General features: G+C 67.5%; 17 protein-coding genes and 1 pseudogene. 12 read left to right on the top strand and 6 right to left on the bottom strand.

The genetic code is table 11. The features are described 5' to 3' along the window. Positions 1-89 precede the first annotated feature (89 nt). Positions 90-1,175 (top strand): sensor domain-containing diguanylate cyclase, encoded by a 1,086-nt coding sequence (locus EDC25_RS00320; protein WP_132577153.1) that lies wholly within the window; start codon positions 90-92, stop codon positions 1,173-1,175. A 42-nt stretch (positions 1,176-1,217) separates the two neighbouring features. Here the strand turns inward: EDC25_RS00320 and EDC25_RS00315 are convergent, their stop codons facing one another. After that, positions 1,218-2,288, bottom strand: a complete 1,071-nt coding sequence (locus EDC25_RS00315) for an NHL repeat-containing protein (RefSeq protein ID WP_123521869.1) — start codon at positions 2,286-2,288, stop codon at positions 1,218-1,220. Positions 2,289-2,477: 189 nt separating this feature from the next. On the opposite strand from EDC25_RS00315, the gene EDC25_RS00310 reads away from it, so the two are divergent. The 5 genes from EDC25_RS00310 to EDC25_RS00290 all read left to right on the top strand — a co-directional run bounded on the left by EDC25_RS00310 (position 2,478) and on the right by EDC25_RS00290 (position 6,489). Then, positions 2,478-3,266, top strand: a complete 789-nt coding sequence (locus EDC25_RS00310; protein ID WP_123521870.1) for a M15 family metallopeptidase — start codon at positions 2,478-2,480, stop codon at positions 3,264-3,266. 46 nt (positions 3,267-3,312) lie between these two features. Next, on the top strand, positions 3,313-3,924 hold the full coding sequence (locus tag EDC25_RS00305) for a ZrgA family zinc uptake protein (RefSeq protein ID WP_164484009.1): 612 nt from the start codon (positions 3,313-3,315) through the stop codon (positions 3,922-3,924). A 75-nt stretch (positions 3,925-3,999) separates the two neighbouring features. Next, the gene (locus EDC25_RS00300) at positions 4,000-4,710 is read left to right on the top strand and encodes an ATP-binding cassette domain-containing protein (protein WP_123521872.1); all 711 of its coding nucleotides are present in this window, start codon (positions 4,000-4,002) and stop codon (positions 4,708-4,710) included. After that, on the top strand, positions 4,710-5,963 hold the full coding sequence (locus tag EDC25_RS00295) for an ABC transporter permease (protein ID WP_123521873.1): 1,254 nt from the start codon (positions 4,710-4,712) through the stop codon (positions 5,961-5,963). Before EDC25_RS00300 ends, EDC25_RS00295 begins: the two co-directional genes overlap by 1 nt. A gap of 40 nt (positions 5,964-6,003) precedes the next feature. Continuing rightward, positions 6,004-6,489, top strand: a complete 486-nt coding sequence (locus EDC25_RS00290) for a DUF3299 domain-containing protein (RefSeq protein ID WP_123521874.1) — start codon at positions 6,004-6,006, stop codon at positions 6,487-6,489. A 530-nt stretch (positions 6,490-7,019) separates the two neighbouring features. On the opposite strand, the gene secF is transcribed toward EDC25_RS00290, so the two are convergent. The 5 genes from secF to EDC25_RS00265 form a co-directional block, all read right to left on the bottom strand. Next, complete coding sequence (gene secF / locus EDC25_RS00285; protein ID WP_123521875.1) at positions 7,020-8,009, bottom strand: protein translocase subunit SecF; 990 nt, start codon at positions 8,007-8,009, stop codon at positions 7,020-7,022. A gap of 18 nt (positions 8,010-8,027) precedes the next feature. After that, entirely contained in the window at positions 8,028-9,890 is a 1,863-nt protein-coding gene (secD, locus tag EDC25_RS00280) for a protein translocase subunit SecD (RefSeq protein ID WP_338108951.1), read from the bottom strand. A 65-nt stretch (positions 9,891-9,955) separates the two neighbouring features. After that, entirely contained in the window at positions 9,956-10,282 is a 327-nt protein-coding gene (gene yajC, locus EDC25_RS00275; RefSeq protein WP_123521877.1) for a preprotein translocase subunit YajC, read from the bottom strand. A 119-nt stretch (positions 10,283-10,401) separates the two neighbouring features. Then, positions 10,402-11,514 carry a tRNA guanosine(34) transglycosylase Tgt gene (gene tgt, locus EDC25_RS00270; protein WP_123521878.1) on the bottom strand — a complete coding sequence of 371 codons (1,113 nt, stop codon included), beginning with the start codon at positions 11,512-11,514 and terminating at the stop codon, positions 10,402-10,404. Between the two features lie 50 nt (positions 11,515-11,564). Further along, positions 11,565-13,430 carry a DUF885 domain-containing protein gene (locus EDC25_RS00265; RefSeq protein ID WP_205984944.1) on the bottom strand — a complete coding sequence of 622 codons (1,866 nt, stop codon included), beginning with the start codon at positions 13,428-13,430 and terminating at the stop codon, positions 11,565-11,567. Positions 13,431-13,599: 169 nt separating this feature from the next. Here EDC25_RS00265 and EDC25_RS00260 point away from each other — a divergent pair, with 169 nt between their 5' ends. The 6 genes and pseudogenes from EDC25_RS00260 (at position 13,600) to EDC25_RS00235 (ending at position 18,396) form a co-directional block, all read left to right on the top strand. Then, positions 13,600-14,523: a 23S rRNA (adenine(2030)-N(6))-methyltransferase RlmJ gene (locus EDC25_RS00260; protein ID WP_123521879.1), complete on the top strand. Its 924-nt coding sequence runs from the start codon at positions 13,600-13,602 to the stop codon at positions 14,521-14,523. A 29-nt stretch (positions 14,524-14,552) separates the two neighbouring features. Further along, a complete protein-coding gene (locus EDC25_RS00255; RefSeq protein WP_164484010.1) occupies positions 14,553-15,866 on the top strand; it encodes an amino acid permease in 1,314 nt (437 codons plus the stop codon). 38 nt (positions 15,867-15,904) lie between these two features. Beyond that, complete coding sequence (locus EDC25_RS00250) at positions 15,905-16,468, top strand: Rnf-Nqr domain containing protein (protein ID WP_164484011.1); 564 nt, start codon at positions 15,905-15,907, stop codon at positions 16,466-16,468. Positions 16,469-16,542: 74 nt separating this feature from the next. Further along, positions 16,543-16,968 (top strand): annotated as a pseudogene (locus EDC25_RS00245) (RnfABCDGE type electron transport complex subunit B); the annotation flags it as partial. A 122-nt stretch (positions 16,969-17,090) separates the two neighbouring features. Then, positions 17,091-17,432, top strand: coding sequence for a 4a-hydroxytetrahydrobiopterin dehydratase (locus EDC25_RS00240; protein WP_123521883.1), 342 nt, complete (start codon positions 17,091-17,093; stop codon positions 17,430-17,432). Then, positions 17,413-18,396, top strand: coding sequence for a hypothetical protein (locus EDC25_RS00235; RefSeq protein WP_123521884.1), 984 nt, complete (start codon positions 17,413-17,415; stop codon positions 18,394-18,396). Before EDC25_RS00240 ends, EDC25_RS00235 begins: the two co-directional genes overlap by 20 nt. Positions 18,397-18,880 lie beyond the last annotated feature (484 nt).

Genomic DNA, 18,880 nt, shown 5'->3' with positions numbered 1-18,880 from the left:
TGGCGGTTGAATGGCATGGCGTGCGAGGAAGGACACCGCACCGTCCGCTTTAACGAATACTATTGCCGGCGACCGCACAGGAAGTCGTCATGCCGGACCCGATCGACCCGTCGCAACCCACCCGCCGCTCTGCCCGCCTGCGGTCGCTGGCACGACGGGTCTACCCGTTCCGGGTTCTGGGCATGGGCCTGGGCGTCATTCCCGTTCTCGTCACCCTGCACGAGCTCTCGATGCCGTGGCCGGCCTGGGTCTGGACGGTGTTCTGCGGCCTTGTCTGGCCGCACGTGGCCTTTCACCTGCATGCCTGTCGCAGCCGCGACCCCTCCGAAGCGGAGTTGCGCAACCTCACCATCGACTCGGCGCTGACCGCGAGCCTGTTGCCCCTGATGCAGTTCACGCTGCTGCCGTCAGTGATGGTGTTGACGGTCGCCGCGGCCGACAAGATCAGCTCCGGCGTGCGCGGCCTGTGGCGTCACTCGATTCCAGCCATGGTGATCGGACTGCTGGCGACCGGCCTGCTCACCGGCTTCGCGGTGCGACTGGAAACCAGCATGACCGTGCTGATGGCCTGCCTGCCGATGCTGGTGGTGCATACGCTAGCGGTCGCCATGGGCGCCTACCACCTGATCCGCCGTGTGCAGATGCAGAACCTGCGGCTCGATACCTTGAGCCGCTTCGATGTCCTGACCGGGCTGGAAAACCGCGGCCACTGGCAGGAACACGCCGCGGCACTGCTGCAAAGGCATCATGCAGGGCGAAGCGACGCGACGCTGGTCCTGATCGATGCCGACCACTTCAAGTCGGTCAACGACAACTACGGCCATGCGGCCGGCGACGATGTCCTGCGCGGCATCGGCGACGTCCTGCGCCGCGTCGTGCCCGCCGACGGCCATGCCGGCCGACTGGGCGGTGACGAGTTCGCCGTCGTCCTGCCGCTGGCCGAGACCGGGGCGCATGCCGTCGCGGAAGCGATCCGGGCCGGTGTCACGGCCCTGAGCTTTGCGGAGTGGCCGGAACTGCGTGCCACGGTGAGCATCGGCCTGGCTTCGCCAGGGTCTGGTGACGACGACCTCAGGCAGTGGTCGCAACGCGCCGACCGCGCGCTCTACGCCTCGAAATCGCGCGGTCGCAATGCGGTCAGCCAGACGCGCGGGGAAGCCGAAGCCACGGCCTGATGGTGCTGGCTGCTGCGCTGCACCCGGCAGCAGCGGGGCGCATCACAGGCCGCAGTCGCGGCGCAGTGACAGCGCCTCCACGATGTGCTGCCAGTCGAAAGCGACCACGGTGATATCGTTGGACTGCGTGAACAGGACGCCAGCCGGAAAGCGGCCGCTTCGACCCGGCTGGAACCACAGTCCATCGACCATGCGCGCATCGTCGGACCTGAAGCTTCCAACCCGCGCCAGTGACCGCCGTTCGAACAGGTGGAAGGCCTGCTGATCCGGATCCTGGTCTGACACCAGCCAGTAGCCGCCACCGTCATCGCCACACTCGATCAGCGTCAGGCCTTCCGGCTCGCCGGTAAACATGCCCTGGCCGATCACCGCGCCGGTGAATCGTCCCGCCATGTCGAACACCTTGATGTCGCGGTGCTCCGGATATTCGTCGGCGACCAGCAGGCGGTTATGGGGTGGATCACCCCACACGGACTCCACGTAGCGCAAGGCGGCCTCGCCCTCCATCTCGCCGAAGCGGCCTTCCAGCTGCGCTTCCAGTCCGCTGCCGGAAAGGCGCACGGCGTAGCGCTTGACGCGGCCGTCCATGCCGGGTGGTTCGACACCTGGGTCGACGTCGAAGCTGTCGGTCACATAGACATGGTAGAAGCCTCCGCCGTGGACCCGCAGCCACAGGCCGAACGGGCGCCGCAGCGCGTCGTCGCCGAACGTGCCGATCACGTTGCCCGAAGTCAGTTGCAGCACCTGCACGCGCCGGTTGTCGCGGTCGACGACGAATGCCAGGTCGCCATCAATGGCGATGCCGTTGGGTGCGCTGAATTCACCTGGTGCACTGCCGTGCCGCCCCAGTTCGCCGGCGAGTCGCCCGGTATCGGCGTCCAGCAGAACCAGGCGGTGGCCCTTCTTGGCCGTCGCGATGACGTGTGCCGGCGCGTCGTCCCTTCGCCAGACCGATACCGAGTCGATCTCGTCGCCAGGCAGGGGTTCGGCCACCCAGGTCGCCGGGATCGCCGGCATCGATGGCGTCGCCGGCCGTGACCCGGGCGTCGTGGCGCAGGCCGCCAGCAGCAAGGGAAACAGGACCGTGGAGAGGCCGCGTGGGAGGGTCTTCATCGTAAGGAAGTCGACGGAGGACAGCAGGGATGGGCGCCCTGGAGAAAGAGGCGAAGAGTGCGGCGTTGCCGCGCGCAGCGCAAGATGCGGCCGCAATCCGGCGATCCAGCCCGGGCTGGCGGGCCGGCGCCCACGCGTGTCGCGGTCGCCTGACGGATAATACGGCCCCGCCCGGAAAATCCTCTCGCCATGCCCGAGTTGAAACGCAGATGGATCAACGGCCACGCACACGCACTGGTGCTCGATTACCACCAGCGCGGACTGCCCGCTTCGGCCAGCCTTGTGCGCAAGCGCGATGGCGCGGTCCTCGTGCGCTGGAGCCTGGCGAATGGCACGCACCCGCGCATAGCCCGTAAGCGTCCACCCCTTCCGTCCCGCGATCTCCTGGGGGAGATGGCCCGGCTGGAGGCGCGATTCAAAGCCGGCACCGCCGCACAACGCCTGCTTTCACGCCAGCCCAGGCGCAAGGACTGGCTGCAGGGACTGGGCGTACCGACGGAGATCCTGCGCGACTATCGCCTGCAGCGCTGCGATGAACCGGGGGAACTCGTCGAAGCCGGCCGCGATCGTGGCGGACGCTCCCTGTGGCTCACGCCGGCTGCCGCCCGCGCCTGGCTGCGTATGTCGATCGCCGCACGCCGCGATGGCGTCGTGCTGGAACCGGTGTCGGGGTTCCGCAGCGCCGCCTACCAGCGAATGCTGATCGCACGGAAACGCGCGCGCGGGCTTGATTGGGACGCCATCCTTTCCGTCAGCGCCCTGCCCGGTTTCAGCGAGCACCATCTGGGAACGACTCTGGATCTGCATGGCGGCGACGGAGCCGTACTGGAAGAATCCTTTGAAAACACCGCGGCATTCGCCTGGCTGTCGGCGCATGCAGGGCGCTTCAGCTTCCGTCTCAGCTATCCACGCGACAATCCCCATGGCATCGCCTACGAACCCTGGCACTGGCGCTTCCATCCACAGGCCGGGCAGTAGGCTGCGCGCCGCATCGTATCGCCACCCATCCAACCGGAGTCCGTCCATGCGCCCTGCCCTCGTGCCGTTGCTGTTGACCGCCCCGCTGGCCAGCGCCCAGATCGCGCACCAGCACGACAGTCATGAACATGGTCGCGCCGACCTGCAGATCGCCTATGCGGATGGACAGCTCGAGGTCGAATTCACCGCCCCGGGCAGCGACATCGTCGGCTTCGAGCACGCGCCGCGCGATCGACTGCAGCACTCGGGCATCGAGAAATCGCTGGAGACACTGCGCGACGGCAGGATCTGGCTGGCCTTCGAGCCCGCGGACGCCTGTGCATTCACCGACAGCAACGCCCATGTGCACGGCTTCAAGGCGCAGCAGGCATCCAGCGAAGGCGGTCACGGCGAAGATGACGACCACGACCACCGGGACGGCCATGCCGGCCATGACCACGGAGCCGGTCAAGGCGAGGACGCGGACCACCACGGCGGCCATGGTGAATTCCACGCCTCGTTGAAGGCCGAATGCGCAAAGGCGCCGGTCTCCGTACGGGTGAACCTCGGGGGCTATTTCTCCAGCCTCTCCCGGGTCCGCGTCGATTTCCTTGCCGAAGACCACCAGGGTCGCGTGGAGCTGCCGGGCGGCCGCGGCGAGGTGCGCCTGGCTCCCTGACGGCTTCGTCGCGATGTTCGCCCCCTTGACCGCGTCCGGCACGGGCCGGGTGATCCGCCTCGTTACACTGCCGTCATGAACACGCCGACCGCGACCGTCGCCATCGACGACCTTCGCTACGCCTGGCCCGGAAAACCGGCGCTGATCGACATTCCCCACCTGGTCATCGGCGCTGGCGAACGCGTATTCCTGGAAGGCCCGTCGGGCAGCGGCAAGAGCACGCTGCTCGGCCTGCTCGGGGGCGTGCTGCTGCCCGACGCCGGACGACTGGCGATTCTCGGCACCGAACCCGCACGCCTGCGTGCCGGTGCCCGTGACCGCTTCCGTGCCGACCACATCGGCTTCATCTTCCAGCAGTTCAACCTGGTGCCGTATCTGGGACTGGTCGAGAACGTCACCCTGGGTTGCCGGTTCTCCCCGCGCCGCCGTCAACGACTGGGCGCGCGGGTCAACAGCGAGGCCGAACGCCTGCTCGGCGCCCTGGGTCTGGATGTGCAGTCGCTGCGCCACCATTCCGTCACCGAACTCAGCGTCGGTCAGCAGCAGCGCGTCGCCGCCGCACGCGCCCTGATCGGTGCGCCGGAACTGGTGATTGCCGACGAACCGACGTCCGCACTCGATGCGAACGCGCGCGCCGCCTTCATCGAACTGCTGTTCGGCGAATGCGGACGCGCCGGCAGCACGCTGGTGTTCGTCAGCCACGATCCGGCGCTGGCACCGCTGTTTCCGCGCAGCCTGCGCCTGACCGATGTCAACCGCGCAGCCACTCCGGCGGAGGCGGCCTGATGTTCCGCCTTGCGCTGAAAAGCCTGCTCAACCGTCGTGGCACGGTGCTCCTTACCGTTTTCACCATCGCCCTGAGCACCGCGCTGCTGGTCGGCGTCGAACGCGTCCGCAGCGAGGCGCGCAGCAGTTTCGCCAGCACGCTGAGCGGCACCGACCTGATCGTCGGCGCGCGCGCCGGCACGGTGCAGTTGCTGCTGTACTCGGTGTTCCGTCTCGGCGAACCGACAGCCAATGTGTCCTGGGCCACCTACCAGCAGATCGCCGCCGCGCCGGCGGTAGCCTGGACGGTGCCGATCTCGCTGGGCGATTCCCACCGCGGCTATCGCGTGCTCGGCACCACCGGGGCGTATTTCGAGCACTACCGCTTCGGCAACCGACAGCCATTGGCGTTCGCCCACGGCGAGCCGTTCGCGGGCGTTTATGAAGCGGTACTCGGCAGCGAAGTCGCCGCAAAGCTGGGCTACTCGCTGGGCGACGACATCGTCATCGCGCATGGTATCGGTCGCGTCAGTTTTTCCAACCACGACGACAAGCCGTTCCGGATTGCCGGCATCCTGGCGCCAACCGGCACGCCGGTGGACCGCACCGTGCATGTGCCGCTGGCGGCGATCGAGGCCATCCACCTGGACTGGCAGTCCGGTACCCGGCTGCCCGGCCGCGGCATTTCAGCCGAGCAGGCGCTGACCCACGACCTGACACCCAGGTCGATCACTGCATTCCTGGTAGGACTGAAAAGCCGTGTCGCCACGTTCCAGCTGCAACGCCAGATCAACGAATACCGCGGCGAAGCTCTGAGCGCGATCCTGCCCGGCGTCGCCCTGCAGCAGCTCTGGAGCCTGACCGGCGTCGCCGAAAACGCACTGCGCCTTGTCGCTGCCTGCGTCGTGATTGTCGGCATCCTCGGCATGTCGACGGCGCTGCTGACAACGCTGAACGAGCGTCGCCGCGAAATGGCCATCCTGCGCTCGGTCGGCGCCCGGCCAAGGACCATCCTCGGCCTGCTGTGCCTGGAAGCGATGTCACTCACCCTCGCCGGCATCGTCCTGGGCGTGCTGCTGCTGTATGCCATACTCGCCGCCGTGCGCGGTTACGCCGCAAGCCAGTTCGGACTGTTCCTCGGCCTCGGGCTGCCCACGGCCGCGGAACTCTACGCGCTGGCCGCGATCTTCTCGGCCGGACTTGTCGCCGGCATGGTGCCGGCCTGGCTTGGCTATCGCCGCTCCCTCAGCGACGGCCTTGCGGTACGTACCTGATCCGACATCCCTTCCTCCCCGCTTTCGCCAAGAGCCGCACATGAAACCATTTCTGCTCTCCACCCTTCTCACGCTCGTTGCCGGCGTGGTCGTCGCCGCCGACGCGCCGCGCGAACTGGACTGGCTGGAGCTGATGCCCAAGGACGAAGTCGAACTGCTGAACCAGGCGCCGGAGATCAGCCATGACGGCACCTTCCGGATGGAACAGCAGGGTTCGTTCCGCACCATCGCCGGACTCGACGGCCAGCACGTCAAGCTCCCCGGCTACATCGTCCCGGTCGACGTCAGCGAAGACCAGAAGATGAGCAGCTTTTTCCTGGTGCCCTATTTCGGCGCCTGCGTGCACGTGCCACCGCCGCCGCCAAACCAGATCGTGTTCGTGACGCTCAGGGAACCGATGGCGGTCACCGACATGTACGACGCGTTCTGGATCGAAGGCACGCTGAAAGTGCAGAGGGTGCAGAAGGACATCGCCGCCTCGGCCTACGTGCTGGAAGCGGACAAGGTGTCGCTTTACGAGGGCTGATTGCCGAGGGGTCCGCGGTTACGCGCTGACCGCCTGCGTCCCTGCTTTTCCAACCCTGTCGGCGCCGCCGCCCCGGATCGGCGCCGACTTCATTTGCGGGATCCTGTCCCGATGCGCGTTACGGCCGCTTGCGCAGCCGGATAGCAACCGTTATGGCGACCCCGTTGCGGGTCCCCGGGAACGCCTGGTTTCCGGTGACGACCGCGCGCGCGACCTCAGCGGGCGCGTGCAGGTCCGATCCACTGCATGCATCACGCGCTCCACGGGCGACGCGAGGCGCACGCGGGCACCGGCATCTTCGCTCCCGCTTCCACCCGACGGTTCCGACCAGGCCAGGAGTCGACACAGCCGCGATCCCGACCCTTACTCATTGCACGGCGGCACCGCTCGGCTGCTGATGAAACTGCAACTGCCACGTCGCGAACCGGGCGCCCCGGCGCCGGGTCCCAGGGCATTCCCACCCGACAACGGCGGGCAATGAAAAAGGGCTGCCAGCCGGCAGCCCTTTCCCCGATCGCGGACAGTCCGGCTCAGGGCCGGCGTGCCAGTTCGGTTTCGTCGCGCATCTTCGGCATGAGGTCCTGCTTGGTCACGCCCAGGTGCAGCAGCAGCGGCGAAGCGAACAGCACCGACGAATAGGTACCGATCAGGATGCCGACGATCAGCACCAGCGAGAAGCCCCTCAGGGTTTCGCCGCCGAGGAAATACATCACCGTCAACGCCATGATCGTGGTGACGCCGGTGATCACCGTACGCGACAGCGTGTCGCTGCAGGCGGCGTCGATCGTCTCCGCGGGGGTCATCTTCGATGTGGTGCGGAACATCTCCCGGATGCGGTCGAAGATGACGATCTTGTCGTTGATCGAATAACCGGCGACGGTCAGCAGCGCCGCCAGCGCCTGCAGGTCGAACTCCATGCCGACCAGGGCGATGAAGCCCGCCGTCAGCACGGTGTCGTGCACTTCGCCGGCCAGGGCGGCGATACCGAATCGCCACTCGTAGCGGAACGCCACGTAGATCATGATGCCGGCAAGCACGAAGACGATGCCGACGACGCCGTCCTCGGCGAGTTCCTTGCCGATCTGCGGACCGACCGATTCGTTGCGCTTCACGGTCGCTGGCATACCCTTGGATGCCAGCAGCTGGTGGACGCGCTCACCGGCGTTGACGCGTTGGGCGATGCTGTTTTCCGTCGATGCGGCCGCTTCTGCCGGATCGACGCCGACCTGGTCATGGTCGGGACGCAGGCGGATCAGGATGTCGCGCGTGCTGCCGAACGACTGCACCTGTGTGCCGGAGTAACCGGCTTCCTCGAGGACCGACTGTACGGCTTCGGCGTTCGTTTCGGACTGGAACTGCAGCTCCACCACGGTACCGCCGGTGAAGTCGAGGGCGAAATCCAGGCCGGGCTTGAACAGCGCGACCAGCGCAACGACCATGGCCACGGCCGACACGACCAGCGTGACGCGGCTGATACCGATGAAGGGAATGCGCCACTTGGGATTGAACAGCTCAAACATGGTTCGCGTTCCTGCCGGTCAGATGGAAATGGACTTGAGCTTGCGGCGGCGGCCATAGACAAAGGCGGCGATGGCCTCGGACACCGTCACGGCGGTGAACATGGAGGTCAGGATGCCGATGCACATGGTCACCGCGAAACCGCGGATCGGACCGGAGCCGAACGAGAACAGCGCGATACCCGCCAGCAGCGTCGTCAGGTTGGCGTCGAGAATACTGGTCCAGGCCTTGTCGTAGCCGCCCTTGATCGCGCCCAGTGGCGTGTTGCCCAGTCGGAGCTCGCTGCGGATGCGTTCGCAGATCAGCACGTTGGCGTCGACCGCCATGCCCAGCGTCAGCATGATGCCGGCGATGCCGGGCATGGTCAGCGTGGCGCCGATGATGGACAGGATCGCCAGCAGCAGTACCAGGTTCAGCACCAGCGTGACGCAGGTGATCAGGCCGAATGCGCGGTAGTAAATGGCGACGAAGGCCATGATGCACAGCAGGCCTAGAACGATCGCCTTGACGCCGCGGTCGATGTTCTCCTGGCCCAGCGACGGACCGATCACGCGTTCCTCGACGATGTCGATTGGCGCCGCCAGGGCGCCGGCCTTGAGCAGCAGTGCCAGCTCGCTCGCTTCCTGGGCGCTGTCCAGGCCGGAGGTCTGGAAAGTGCGCCCGAATGGCTCGCGAACCGTGGCGACGCTGATCACCTCGCGCTTGATGCGCGAGCTGCGGACCTGCTCGCCGTTGACGGTGCGGACTTCCGGCACGCGTTCGACAAACACCACGGCCATGCCCTTGCCAACGTTCTCGTTGGTGAAGTCGAGCATGCGCCGGGCACCGGCGCTGTTGAGGCGCACCGACACCATCGGGCTGCCATCATCCGGCGCGAACCCGCTGGCCGCGCTGACCAGCTGGTCGCCGGAAGCGATGATGCGCTTGCTGAGCACCACCGGATACCCCTGGCGGTGGTAGAAGAGTTCCGACTGCGGGGGCACGCGACCGGTTTCCGCCACTTCCAGCGGATTCACCGATTCGTCCACGGCGCGGTATTCCAGGGTCGCGGTCGCACCGAGGATGCGCTTGGCGGCGGCAGTGTCCTGTACGCCGGGCAGCTGGACGACGATGCGCGACTCACCCTGGCGCTGGATCACCGGTTCCGACGTGCCCAGCTCGTCGACGCGGTTGCGCAGCGTCGAAAGGTTCTGTTCGACGGCATTCAGCGCCGCCTCGCGCAGGGCGGCCTCGCTGATGCGCGCTTCCAGCACCCAGTCTTCACCGCCGCCGGCACCGCCGGTCAGAACGAGCTCGGGAAGCTGCGAGGAAATCGCGTTGAGCGCCGCCTCGCGGTCCTCGGAAGAACGCAGCACCACCGACAGCGAGCCCTGGGCGCCACGGCTTACGCCCTTGTAGCGGATCCTGCGCTCACGCAGCAGGACACGGATGTCCTCGACGAAGCGGTTTTCCATCCGCTCCTGGGTCGCGCGCTGGTCGACTTCCATGGTGAAGTGGATGCCGCCCTGCAGGTCCAGGCCCATGACCATGGACTTGCCCCCCAGCGCCGCCAGCCAGCCTGGTACGGTGGACGCCAGGTTCAGTGCGCTGGTGTAGTCCTCGCCCAGTTCCTCGCGCAGCACTTCCGAGGCGCGCAGCTGCACGTCGGTGTTGGCGAAATGCGCCATCAGGCGGCCATCGGCCATCTCCAGGCGCGTGAAGGGCAGCTGCCGCGACTCGAGGATGCCATGCACGCGCTCGCGGAAGGCCTCATCGACGACGCTGCCACGGTTGGCGGAGATCTGGATCGCCGGATCTTCCGGATACAGGTTCGGTGCGGCATAGAAGGCCGCGACCAGCATCACCAGTACGACCAGTGCGTACTTCCACTTCGGATAGTTCATCATCTAGGGCTGAACTCTGGGTGTGACAAAAAACGGGCAGGTCGCGGCTGCGGGCGCGGTCGGAGTCAGATGTCCTTCAGCGTGCCCTTGGGCAGGACGTTGCCGACCGCATGCTTCTGCACCTTGATGCGCACGCCGTTGGCGATTTCAAGGGTGACGAAGGCTTCGCCGACGTCCTCGATGCGTCCGGCAATGCCGCCGTTGGTCAGGACTTCGTCGCCCTTGGCCAGCTGCGACACCATGGCGCGGTGCTCCTTGGCGCGCTTCATCTGCGGACGGATCAGCAGGAAATAGAAGATGGCGATGAAGATCACCATCATGATCAGCGGCTGGTACGGGGACGTGGCCGGGGCGCCGGCCTGGGCGTAGGCGCTGGAGATCAGGAAATCCATGGTCTTAGTCTCTCTGGCTGGGGGCGCGACGGCCCACAAAGGGGCCGGATTATGGCACAGGCCACCGGCTCCCCGCCCTGCACACGGCCCGGTTGCCGACCTTCCGGCCCGTCAGGACCTCATTCCGGCACGCCGCGGCGGCGACGTTGGTGGAAAGCCGCCGCCCAGTCGGCGAAGCGGCCAGCGGCCACGGCATCGCGGATCTCCGCCATCAGTCGCTGGTAGTAGCGCAGGTTGTGGATCGTCGCCAGCGTCGGACCGAGCATCTCGCTGCAGCGGTCGAGATGGCGCAGGTAGGCGCGCGAGAAGTCACCGGCGCAGGCCTGGCAGTCGCAGCCTTCCTCGATCGGCCGCGTATCGGTGGCGTAGCGGGCGTTGCGGATGCGCAGGTCGCCATCGGCCGTGAACAGGTGGCCGTTGCGGGCATTACGGGTGGGCATGACGCAGTCGAACATGTCGACGCCGCGGCGCACGGCCTCGACGATGTCTTCCGGCCGGCCGACGCCCATCAGGTAGCGCGGCCGGTCAGCGGGCAGGTGCGGCACCGTCTCGTCAAGGACATGCTCGCGCTCGTCGGCCGGTTCGCCAACGGAAAGGCCACCGATGGCATAGCCGTCGAAACCGATGGCGCGCAGGCCTTCCGCCGAACGCCGGCGCAGGGCGCCATACATGCCGCCCTGCACGATGCCGAACAGCGCATTGTGGTTGCCTTCGTGCGCGCGCCGGCTGCGCTCGGCCCAGCGCAGGCTCAGCTCCATCGATGCGCGCGCCTGGGGTTCGGTGGCCGGATACGGCGTGCATTCGTCGAAGATCATGACGATGTCGGAGTTCAGCACGCGCTGGATGCGCATGGACTCCTCGGGCGACAGGAACACCGGCGATCCATCGACGGGCGAAGCGAACTTCACGCCCTCCTCGCTGATCTTGCGGCGCTGCGCGAGGCTCCAGACCTGAAAGCCGCCGGAGTCGGTCAGGATCGGGCCCGGCCAGCGCATGAATCCGTGCAGGCCGCCATGCGCCTCGATGACTTCCAGGCCGGGTCGGAGGAACAGGTGAAACGTATTGCCCAGCACGATCTGCGCACCGAGGTCGCGGACCTGGCCGGGGGTGACCGCCTTGACCGAGCCGTAGGTGCCGACCGGCATGAAGGCCGGCGTCTCGACCGTTCCATGGGGCAGGTGCAGGCGTCCGCGACGGGACGCGCCGTCGTTGGCGATTAGTTCGAAGTCCATGTGCGAAGTCTAGAGGATCGGCAGCTTCCTACCGATCCTCGTCCCGGCCACTAGCGGCCGGCAGCCGCGATCCAGGCGTCGATGTGGCGTTCCAGCAGCGCCAGCGGCATGGCGCCGCGGGTCAGCACCTGGTTGTGGAACTCGCGGATGTCGAAACGCTCGCCCAGTGCCTCGCGCGCCCGCTCGCGCAGCGCCAGGATCTTCAGCATGCCGACCTTGTAGGCGAGCGCCTGGCCGGGGTTCACCAGATAGCGTTCGATCTCGGCGACGACGTCGCTTTCCACCATGCCGGTATTGGCCAGCATGTAGTCGATCGCCTGCTCGCGCGTCCAGCGCCTGGCATGCATGCCGGTATCCACCACCAGGCGGACGGCGCGGAACATCTCGTCGCGCAGCCGGCCGAGGTTGTCCAGCGGATCGGACTGGAAGCCGGCTTCCCAGGCCAGCCGTTCGGTGTACAGCGCCCAGCCTTCGGAATAGGCAGTAAACCCGAGGATGCGCCGGAAGGTCGGCACGCCCTTCAGCTCCTGCATGATGGCGATCTGGAAATGATGGCCCGGCACGCCCTCGTGGTAGGACAGCGTGCGCATCGTGAAGCGCGGCAGCTCGGCCATGTTGCGCAGGTTGATATAGAACACGCCCGGGCGCGACCCGTCCATCGCCGGCGACTGGTAGTAGGCGCCCGGCGCGGTCTTCTGCGAGAACTCCGGGACCGGGCGCACCTCGACCTTCGCCGACGGGCGCACGTCGAAATAGGAATCGAGGCCCGCACTGATCTCGTCGATGATGCGCTGGTACTCGGCGATGATCTGCCGGCGGCCTTCCTCGGTGTCCGGGAACAGCTGGTCCGGGCGCCGGTTGATAGCCTGCACGCGATCGCCGATGGTGCCATCCTCCAGGCCTTCGGCACGCAGGATGGCGTCCATCTCGGCGCCGATGCGCTCGACCTCCGCCAGACCGATGGCGTGGATCTCGTCGGCCGTCATGTCTGTGGTGGTGTGCACCTTGATCTGGCTGTTGTAGAAATCAAGGCCGTCCGGCAGCGCCCAGGCACCGTGGTTGTCAGTCACCACCTGCTGCAGGTGCTCGAAATAGGCGATCAGTTCGCCATAGGCCGGATAGACCGCGTCGGCGATCGCCGAGCGCGCGTCCGCCAGTACCGCGTCGCGATCCGCGGCGGATGCTTTTTCCGCGAGCGCGTCGAGTTTGCCGGCCAGGTCCGTGTAGAGCAGGTGCTGGTCCGGCGCGCTGGCGACGAGCCCGCGCATCTGCTCCAGCACCTTGTCGATCACGAAGCGCTGCGGCAGCACGCCAAGCTTCTCGCGATGGCGCAGGCCTTCCAGCACCTGCCCGAACTTCTCCGGGAACTTGCGCAGCCGCGACACGTAGTTGCGCGCGTCGCCCAGGTCCTCGACCGAGTGCGTGTTGACCATGAAGTCCGGCAGCATGCTCTGCACGCCGAACATCTGGTTGACCGGGAAGTTGTGGTACTGCCAGCGGCGGTTCTCGACCTGCTGGCCCAGGAAGTAGTCGAGGATGTCGTAGGACAGCTTGCCGTCCTCGTCCAGTGATTCGCGGTCGTAGGAATGCAGCGAGGCCAGGTCGCGTTCCAGCTTCGCCATCAGGCGTTCACCGCGGGCCATCGAGGCATCGGTCAGGTCGCCGGAATAGAAATCCAGCCAGCCCGGCAGTACGCGCATCATCGACAGCAGTTCCGGATCGTCGATCGCGTACTCCATGAAGATGCGCTCGTAGAGCCAGCCGATCTTCAGCGGCTTGTCCGTGCGCCACTGCCAGGCGGCGAAGCCGGCGACCAGCAGCACCAGCACCAGGACGACGATCAGCAGCCACTTGAGGAGCCTGACGATCAGGGGACGTTTGCGACGCGGCGTCGCGGAAGCGGAACGGCTGGCCATGGGGTCTCGTTTGCGGATGCCACGGAGTGGCGGGCTGGGGGCGAAGGCTACCGGAGCGCATGGATGAACAGCACCCGCCACAAGTCATGCCCGGCTTCGCATCCGCGGGTGCGCGCTTGCGCAGTCCGCCACGCAGGCGCCATGCTGCACCGCGCTGAACGGGTCCACCATGAACTACCGCCACCATTTCCACGCCGGCAACCACGCCGACGTCCTCAAGCACGTCGCGCTGCTGGAACTGCTGCGGCTGCTGACCGCGAAGGACAAGCCCCTCGCCTACATCGAAAGCCACGCCGGCGCCGGTGGCTACGCGCTGGGCGACGAAGCGGACCGGACCGGCGAATGGCGCGACGGCATCGGCCGGATCATGGCGGCGGGCGACGCCGTGCCACCGGCCGTGCGCCGCTATATCGATGCGATGCGCGGCTGGAATGCCGGCGAGGGCAGCCTGCGGCGCTACCCGGGATCGCCCGGCCTTGCCGCCGATGCGCTGCGCAGCCAGGACCGCCTGCGCCTGTGCGAGACCCAGGCCGAAGTCGTCGCCGAACTGAAGCGACGCCTCGCCGACCACGATCCGCGCGTCACGGTCTTCGCCCGTGACGGCTACCACCAGGCGCTGTCGGCGCTGCTACCGCCGCCGGAACGGCGTGCGCTGGTGCTGGTCGATCCGCCCTACGAGGCACAGCTTGCGGAGTTCGACCACATCATCGCCGCCCTGCGCGAAGGCCTGCGCCGCTTCGCGACCGGCACCTACGCGATCTGGTATCCGATCAAGCTGGCGAGCAGCGTCGCCGCCTTCCTCCGACGCGCCGCCGCGCTGCCTGTCAAGTCGTCGCTGACGGTGGAGTTGTGGGTGCGTGCCACCGATTCACCACTGCGGCTCAACGGCAGCGGCCTGGTCGTCCTCAACCCGCCCTGGCGTTTCGACCAGGAGGCGGCGACCTCGTGGCTGCCCTGGCTGAGCAGGACCCTGGCGGATGGCCGCGGTGCCGGATGGCGCTGCCAGTGGCTGCGGCGCGAAGCCGATGCGGACGCGCTGGAGCGCCCGGTACCGCCGCCGGCAACGACACCCAAGCCGTCGCGGAAGCGCTAAGCTTCGCGCCTGCTTGTCGGGGAGGACACATGAACGATCCAGGTCGCCGTATCGGCCCGCTGCTGGCCACCTTCATGGTGGCGAACAACATGATCGGCTCGGGATTCTTCCTGCTGCCGGCCAAACTTTCCGGCATGGGCAGCCTGACCCTGTTGAGCTGGATCCTGGCGACCGTGATCGCGGCAGTCCTCGGCCTGACCTTCGCGCGCCTCGCCCGCGACTATCCGAACCTGGAAAGCCCGGCCGACTACGTGACCCCTGCCCTGGGCCGGGACGCCGGCTTCCTGGCGTCGACGCTGTACTGGCTGTCATCGTGGATCGGCAACAACGCTATTGCCGTCGCCGCGTTCGGATACCTGGTCCTGCTGCTCCCGGCCGGCTTCAACGAATGGCAGCTCGCGGGCCAGATCGCCCTGCTGTGGGCCATGTTCGCCCTGAACCTGCTCGGACCGAAACCGATCGCCCGCTTCCAGTCCATGTGCCTGGTGTTCGGCCTGCTGCCGGTGCTGATGGTGCTGGGCGGCGGCTGGATGCAGTTCGACGCCGCCACCTTCGAATCGGCCTGGAACACCACGGGCGCAAGCTGGAACACGGCCGAGCCGGCGCCGGTGTCCGATGTGCGCATGATGTTCGGTGCGCTGGCGCCGATCTTCTGGGCCTTCATCGGCCTGGAAACAACGACCATGGTCGCGGCGGTGGTCCGCCATCCGGAACGCAATGTGGCCATCGCCACCCTCGGTGGCATCGCCCTGGCCGGTGTCGTTTACATCGTCTCCTCGGTGTTGATCATGGGCATCGAGCCCGCCGACTCGCTGTTCGCCTCCAGCGCGCCGTTCGCGGAGGTGGCCGGCACCGTATTCGGTCCCTGGGCGGCCTTGATGATCGCCGGTGCTGCCGCGTTGAAGGCGACGGGCACGCTGGGCGGCTGGATGCTGGTCACCGGTGAATCCGGTGCCCGTGCCGCGCAGCGCGGCTTCCTGCCGTCCGTGTTCGGCCTCTACAACCGCAATGGCGCAGCGTGGGCCGGCCTGTTCATCATCGTGCTGGCGATGACGGCGGTGACGTTCCTGACCAGCGCCGAGACCATCGGCCAGCAGTTCAGCAAGATCATCGAAATGGCCGTGCTGCTGGTGAGCGTCGTCTATGCGGCGGCCGGCCTCAGCCTGCTCGTGGGAACGCCCCTGCGTCGCCCGACGGTGGGTGACCGTGTGCTGGGCATCGGCGCCCTCACCGCCTGCGCGCTGCTGATCTTCACGTCGGATCCCGAGTACATCGTGGGCGCCCTCGTGATTGCGGTCGCCATCTGGATCCTCTTCCGGGTGGCGGAGATGCGTCGCCGCTGATCCACGGCGCCCGTGGTCGGCGTCATACAATGGCGCCGATGGCGATATTCCTGCAGTGGCTGCTGTTTACAGCCGCGATCAACCACCTGGTGCTGTCCCGCCGGCCTGGCGACGGCACCCGCGCACGGCGCGCTGCGGATTCCGCGGCGGTGCGCGCGGTCGCGATCATGACGGGCGCGGCGCTGGTGACGGCAATGCCGGTGGACTGGCTGCTCGACCATGCCCTGCTGCGACCGGATGACCTCGCGCACCTGCGTCCGCTGCTGTTCGCCCTGGTGGCCCTGGCCTGCCTGGTGCCGGCCAGGCTGATCCTGCGGCGACAGGACGCGGGCGACATGGCTCCGCGGGCGCGACTGCTGTCCGCGGCGAACGTCATTGTCCTCGGCACGATGTCGGGCACGGCGCTGGAACCGGCCTCGCTGCCGTCGGTGATCCTCGCCGGCATGGGTACGGCCGCGGGATTCGCCCTGGCACTGCACGCCCTGGATGCGATGACGGAACGCCTGGGCGATGCCCACGTTCCCGCGCCGTTCCGGGGCGCACCCATCCGTCTTCTCGCTGCGGGCCTGTTCGCGCTCGGCCTCGCCGGATTCAGCGGATGAGCGGCCTGCTCCTTGCGGGTGCCATTGCGGTGGCGCTGGTCGCGCTGCTCGCCGCCGCTGCCCGCAGCGACACGGTGGCGACCGACGAAGCCGGGGGCACGGACGATCCTGACGCGCTGGCGACGCGCATCGACGCGCTGTTGCCACAGACCCAGTGCGGCCAATGCGGTTTCGCCGGCTGCCAGCCCTACGCGCGTGCCATGGCCGAGCAGCGTGCGGACATCAACCAGTGTCCCCCCGGCGGCGAGGCCACCATCGCCGCGCTGGCGCAGTTGCTGCAACGCCCGGCCAAACCGCTGAACCCCGACAACGGCGTCGAAAAACCCAAGCGCCTGGCCCGCATCGACGAATCCCGCTGCATCGGCTGCACCAAGTGCATCCTGGCCTGCCCGGTCGATGCGATCGTCGGCGCCAGCAAGCTCATGCACACGGTCATCGCCGAGGATTGCACCGGCTGCGAACTGTGCCTGCCGCCCTGCCCGGTCGACTGCATCGATCTCGTCGACCCGGCCGATGCACTGCCACTGCAACGGGTGCGTCCGCCCGGCCCGGCGGCGTGATCGCTCACGTCGCCTTTCCGGGCCGTGGCTATAATCCCGGCCACTGTCACGACGGACACCCCATGAGCACAGAAGAACTCCGCAAGGCCAGCTGCCAGCCGCTGAAAGGCGCGGAACACCGCCTGCCCGCGGACCAGGTCAACGCGCTCCTTGTGAAACTGCCCGGCTGGACGCTGCTCGACGATGGCCGGATGATCGGCCGCGACTACCGCTTCGACGGTTTCCTGGGCGCGCTGTCCTTCGCCAACGCATTGGGCTGGATCGCCGAACAGGAGAACCACCACCCGGATCTGGAACTGGGCTGGGGCTACTGCCGCGTGCGCTTCTCCACCCACGACGTGGGTGGCCTGTCCCGCAACGATTTCATCTGTGCAGCCAAGGCCGATGCCCTACTCGCAAGCTGACCTGCCCCGCGACCCGAGCCGCGAGCGTGACCTGGTGTCGCGCTGGTTGCCGGCGTTCTGGCTCATCGCGGTCGCGCTGGTCGTCTATTTCGTCATCGCCCACTGGCATGCGACGCCGGCGCTGCACAGCTCGCCGGACGTGCTGTCGTCCTACGTGCCGGAGCGCGCGCTCTGGCTCGAGGACACGCGGCTGGCCGCGCAGGGCGAAGCACCGGACACGCTGTACCGGCGCCACGCCGCCGGTTCGCTGGTGATCCCCGATGCCGTCTGGATCCTCACGCTGCTGCTCTACCTGATTCCGGTGGCGTACGTGCTGCGCCGCAGCTTCTTCAAGGGTGACGCGCCGCCGGCGTGGAACCTCGCACTGATCCTGGCCGGTCCGCTGCTGGTCGTGATCCTCGGCGGCGTCGAGGACAACACCCGCGCCAGCGCCGCGCTGGTCTTCATCCTCGGCCTGACCTATGGCGCCATCGTCGGCCAACGCGACATGGAGCGCCTGCGCTTCTCGCCCGGCGACGGCATCGCCTGGCGCAATGCGCTGGCGTTTTCAGCGCTCGTGGTCGGCGTGCTCGTCGCCTACCAGCTGCTGGTACACCCGGATTACCCGCTGCGCTGGCCGACGCCGGAGAAGTTCGCCCGCTACGCGGCCTGGGCGGTGTTCCAGCAGTGGCTGCTCAACCGCGTGCTCGCGCGCGAGGCACTGCTGCTGACGGGTGGACGCCAGCCGATCGCCGCCGCGCTGGTGGCCGCGCTGTTCGGCCTGCTGCACGCACCGAACTTCGCGCTGATGTGTGCCAGCTGCATCGGCGCCTTCATCTGGATCCAGCTCTATTTCCGACGTCCGTTCGTGCTGCCGCTGGCGGTGTCCCACGTCATCCTCAGCGTCGCGCTCACGGCGCTGACGCCGCCGTGGCTGGTGCGCAACGCGGAGATCGGTGCCCGCTTCTTCATGCCCGCGCTCTGATCGTTCCTGTCACGCCGGATCGCAATGGAGTGCCGTCGTGCGCGCCGTCGTTGCCGGCAATGATGTGCTCGACACGCCACTGCCCTACACCGCCAGCCGGGCGCCTGCCGGCTTCACGATTCCATGCCAATTCCGGAATGAAAGGCGATCGGGGCACGCAGGCGTGCGCGCACACGCGACCGCCATCCATCGCCCCGGCCGTGCGATCGTTTCCCGGCCGCCCTCGGCCAGGCTGCCTGCGACCGGTGGGTCGCCGGAAACGGCGTTGCCCCGCTGGAAGATCCGCATGTCGACGTGAGCGGCCAGAGCCGGGCAGGCACGGCTGTTTGATCGGTCCCAAGCGGGCGGGTCGCTTTGGACTCGAACTGGTCGCCAGCCCTCGGCGCGGACGGTCCGGGCGCAGCATGTTGACCGGCCATCAAGACACCTTTTAACCGGACCCAAGCGGGCGGGTCGCTTTGGACTCGAACTGGTCGCCAGCCTT

The organism is Pseudofulvimonas gallinarii (genome assembly GCF_004343305.1).
In the GTDB taxonomy this organism is placed as follows: Bacteria; Pseudomonadota; Gammaproteobacteria; order Xanthomonadales; family UBA2363; genus Pseudofulvimonas; species Pseudofulvimonas gallinarii.
Note: the sequence above shows the minus strand (reverse complement) of the source record. Positions and strands in the feature narration are given on the sequence as shown.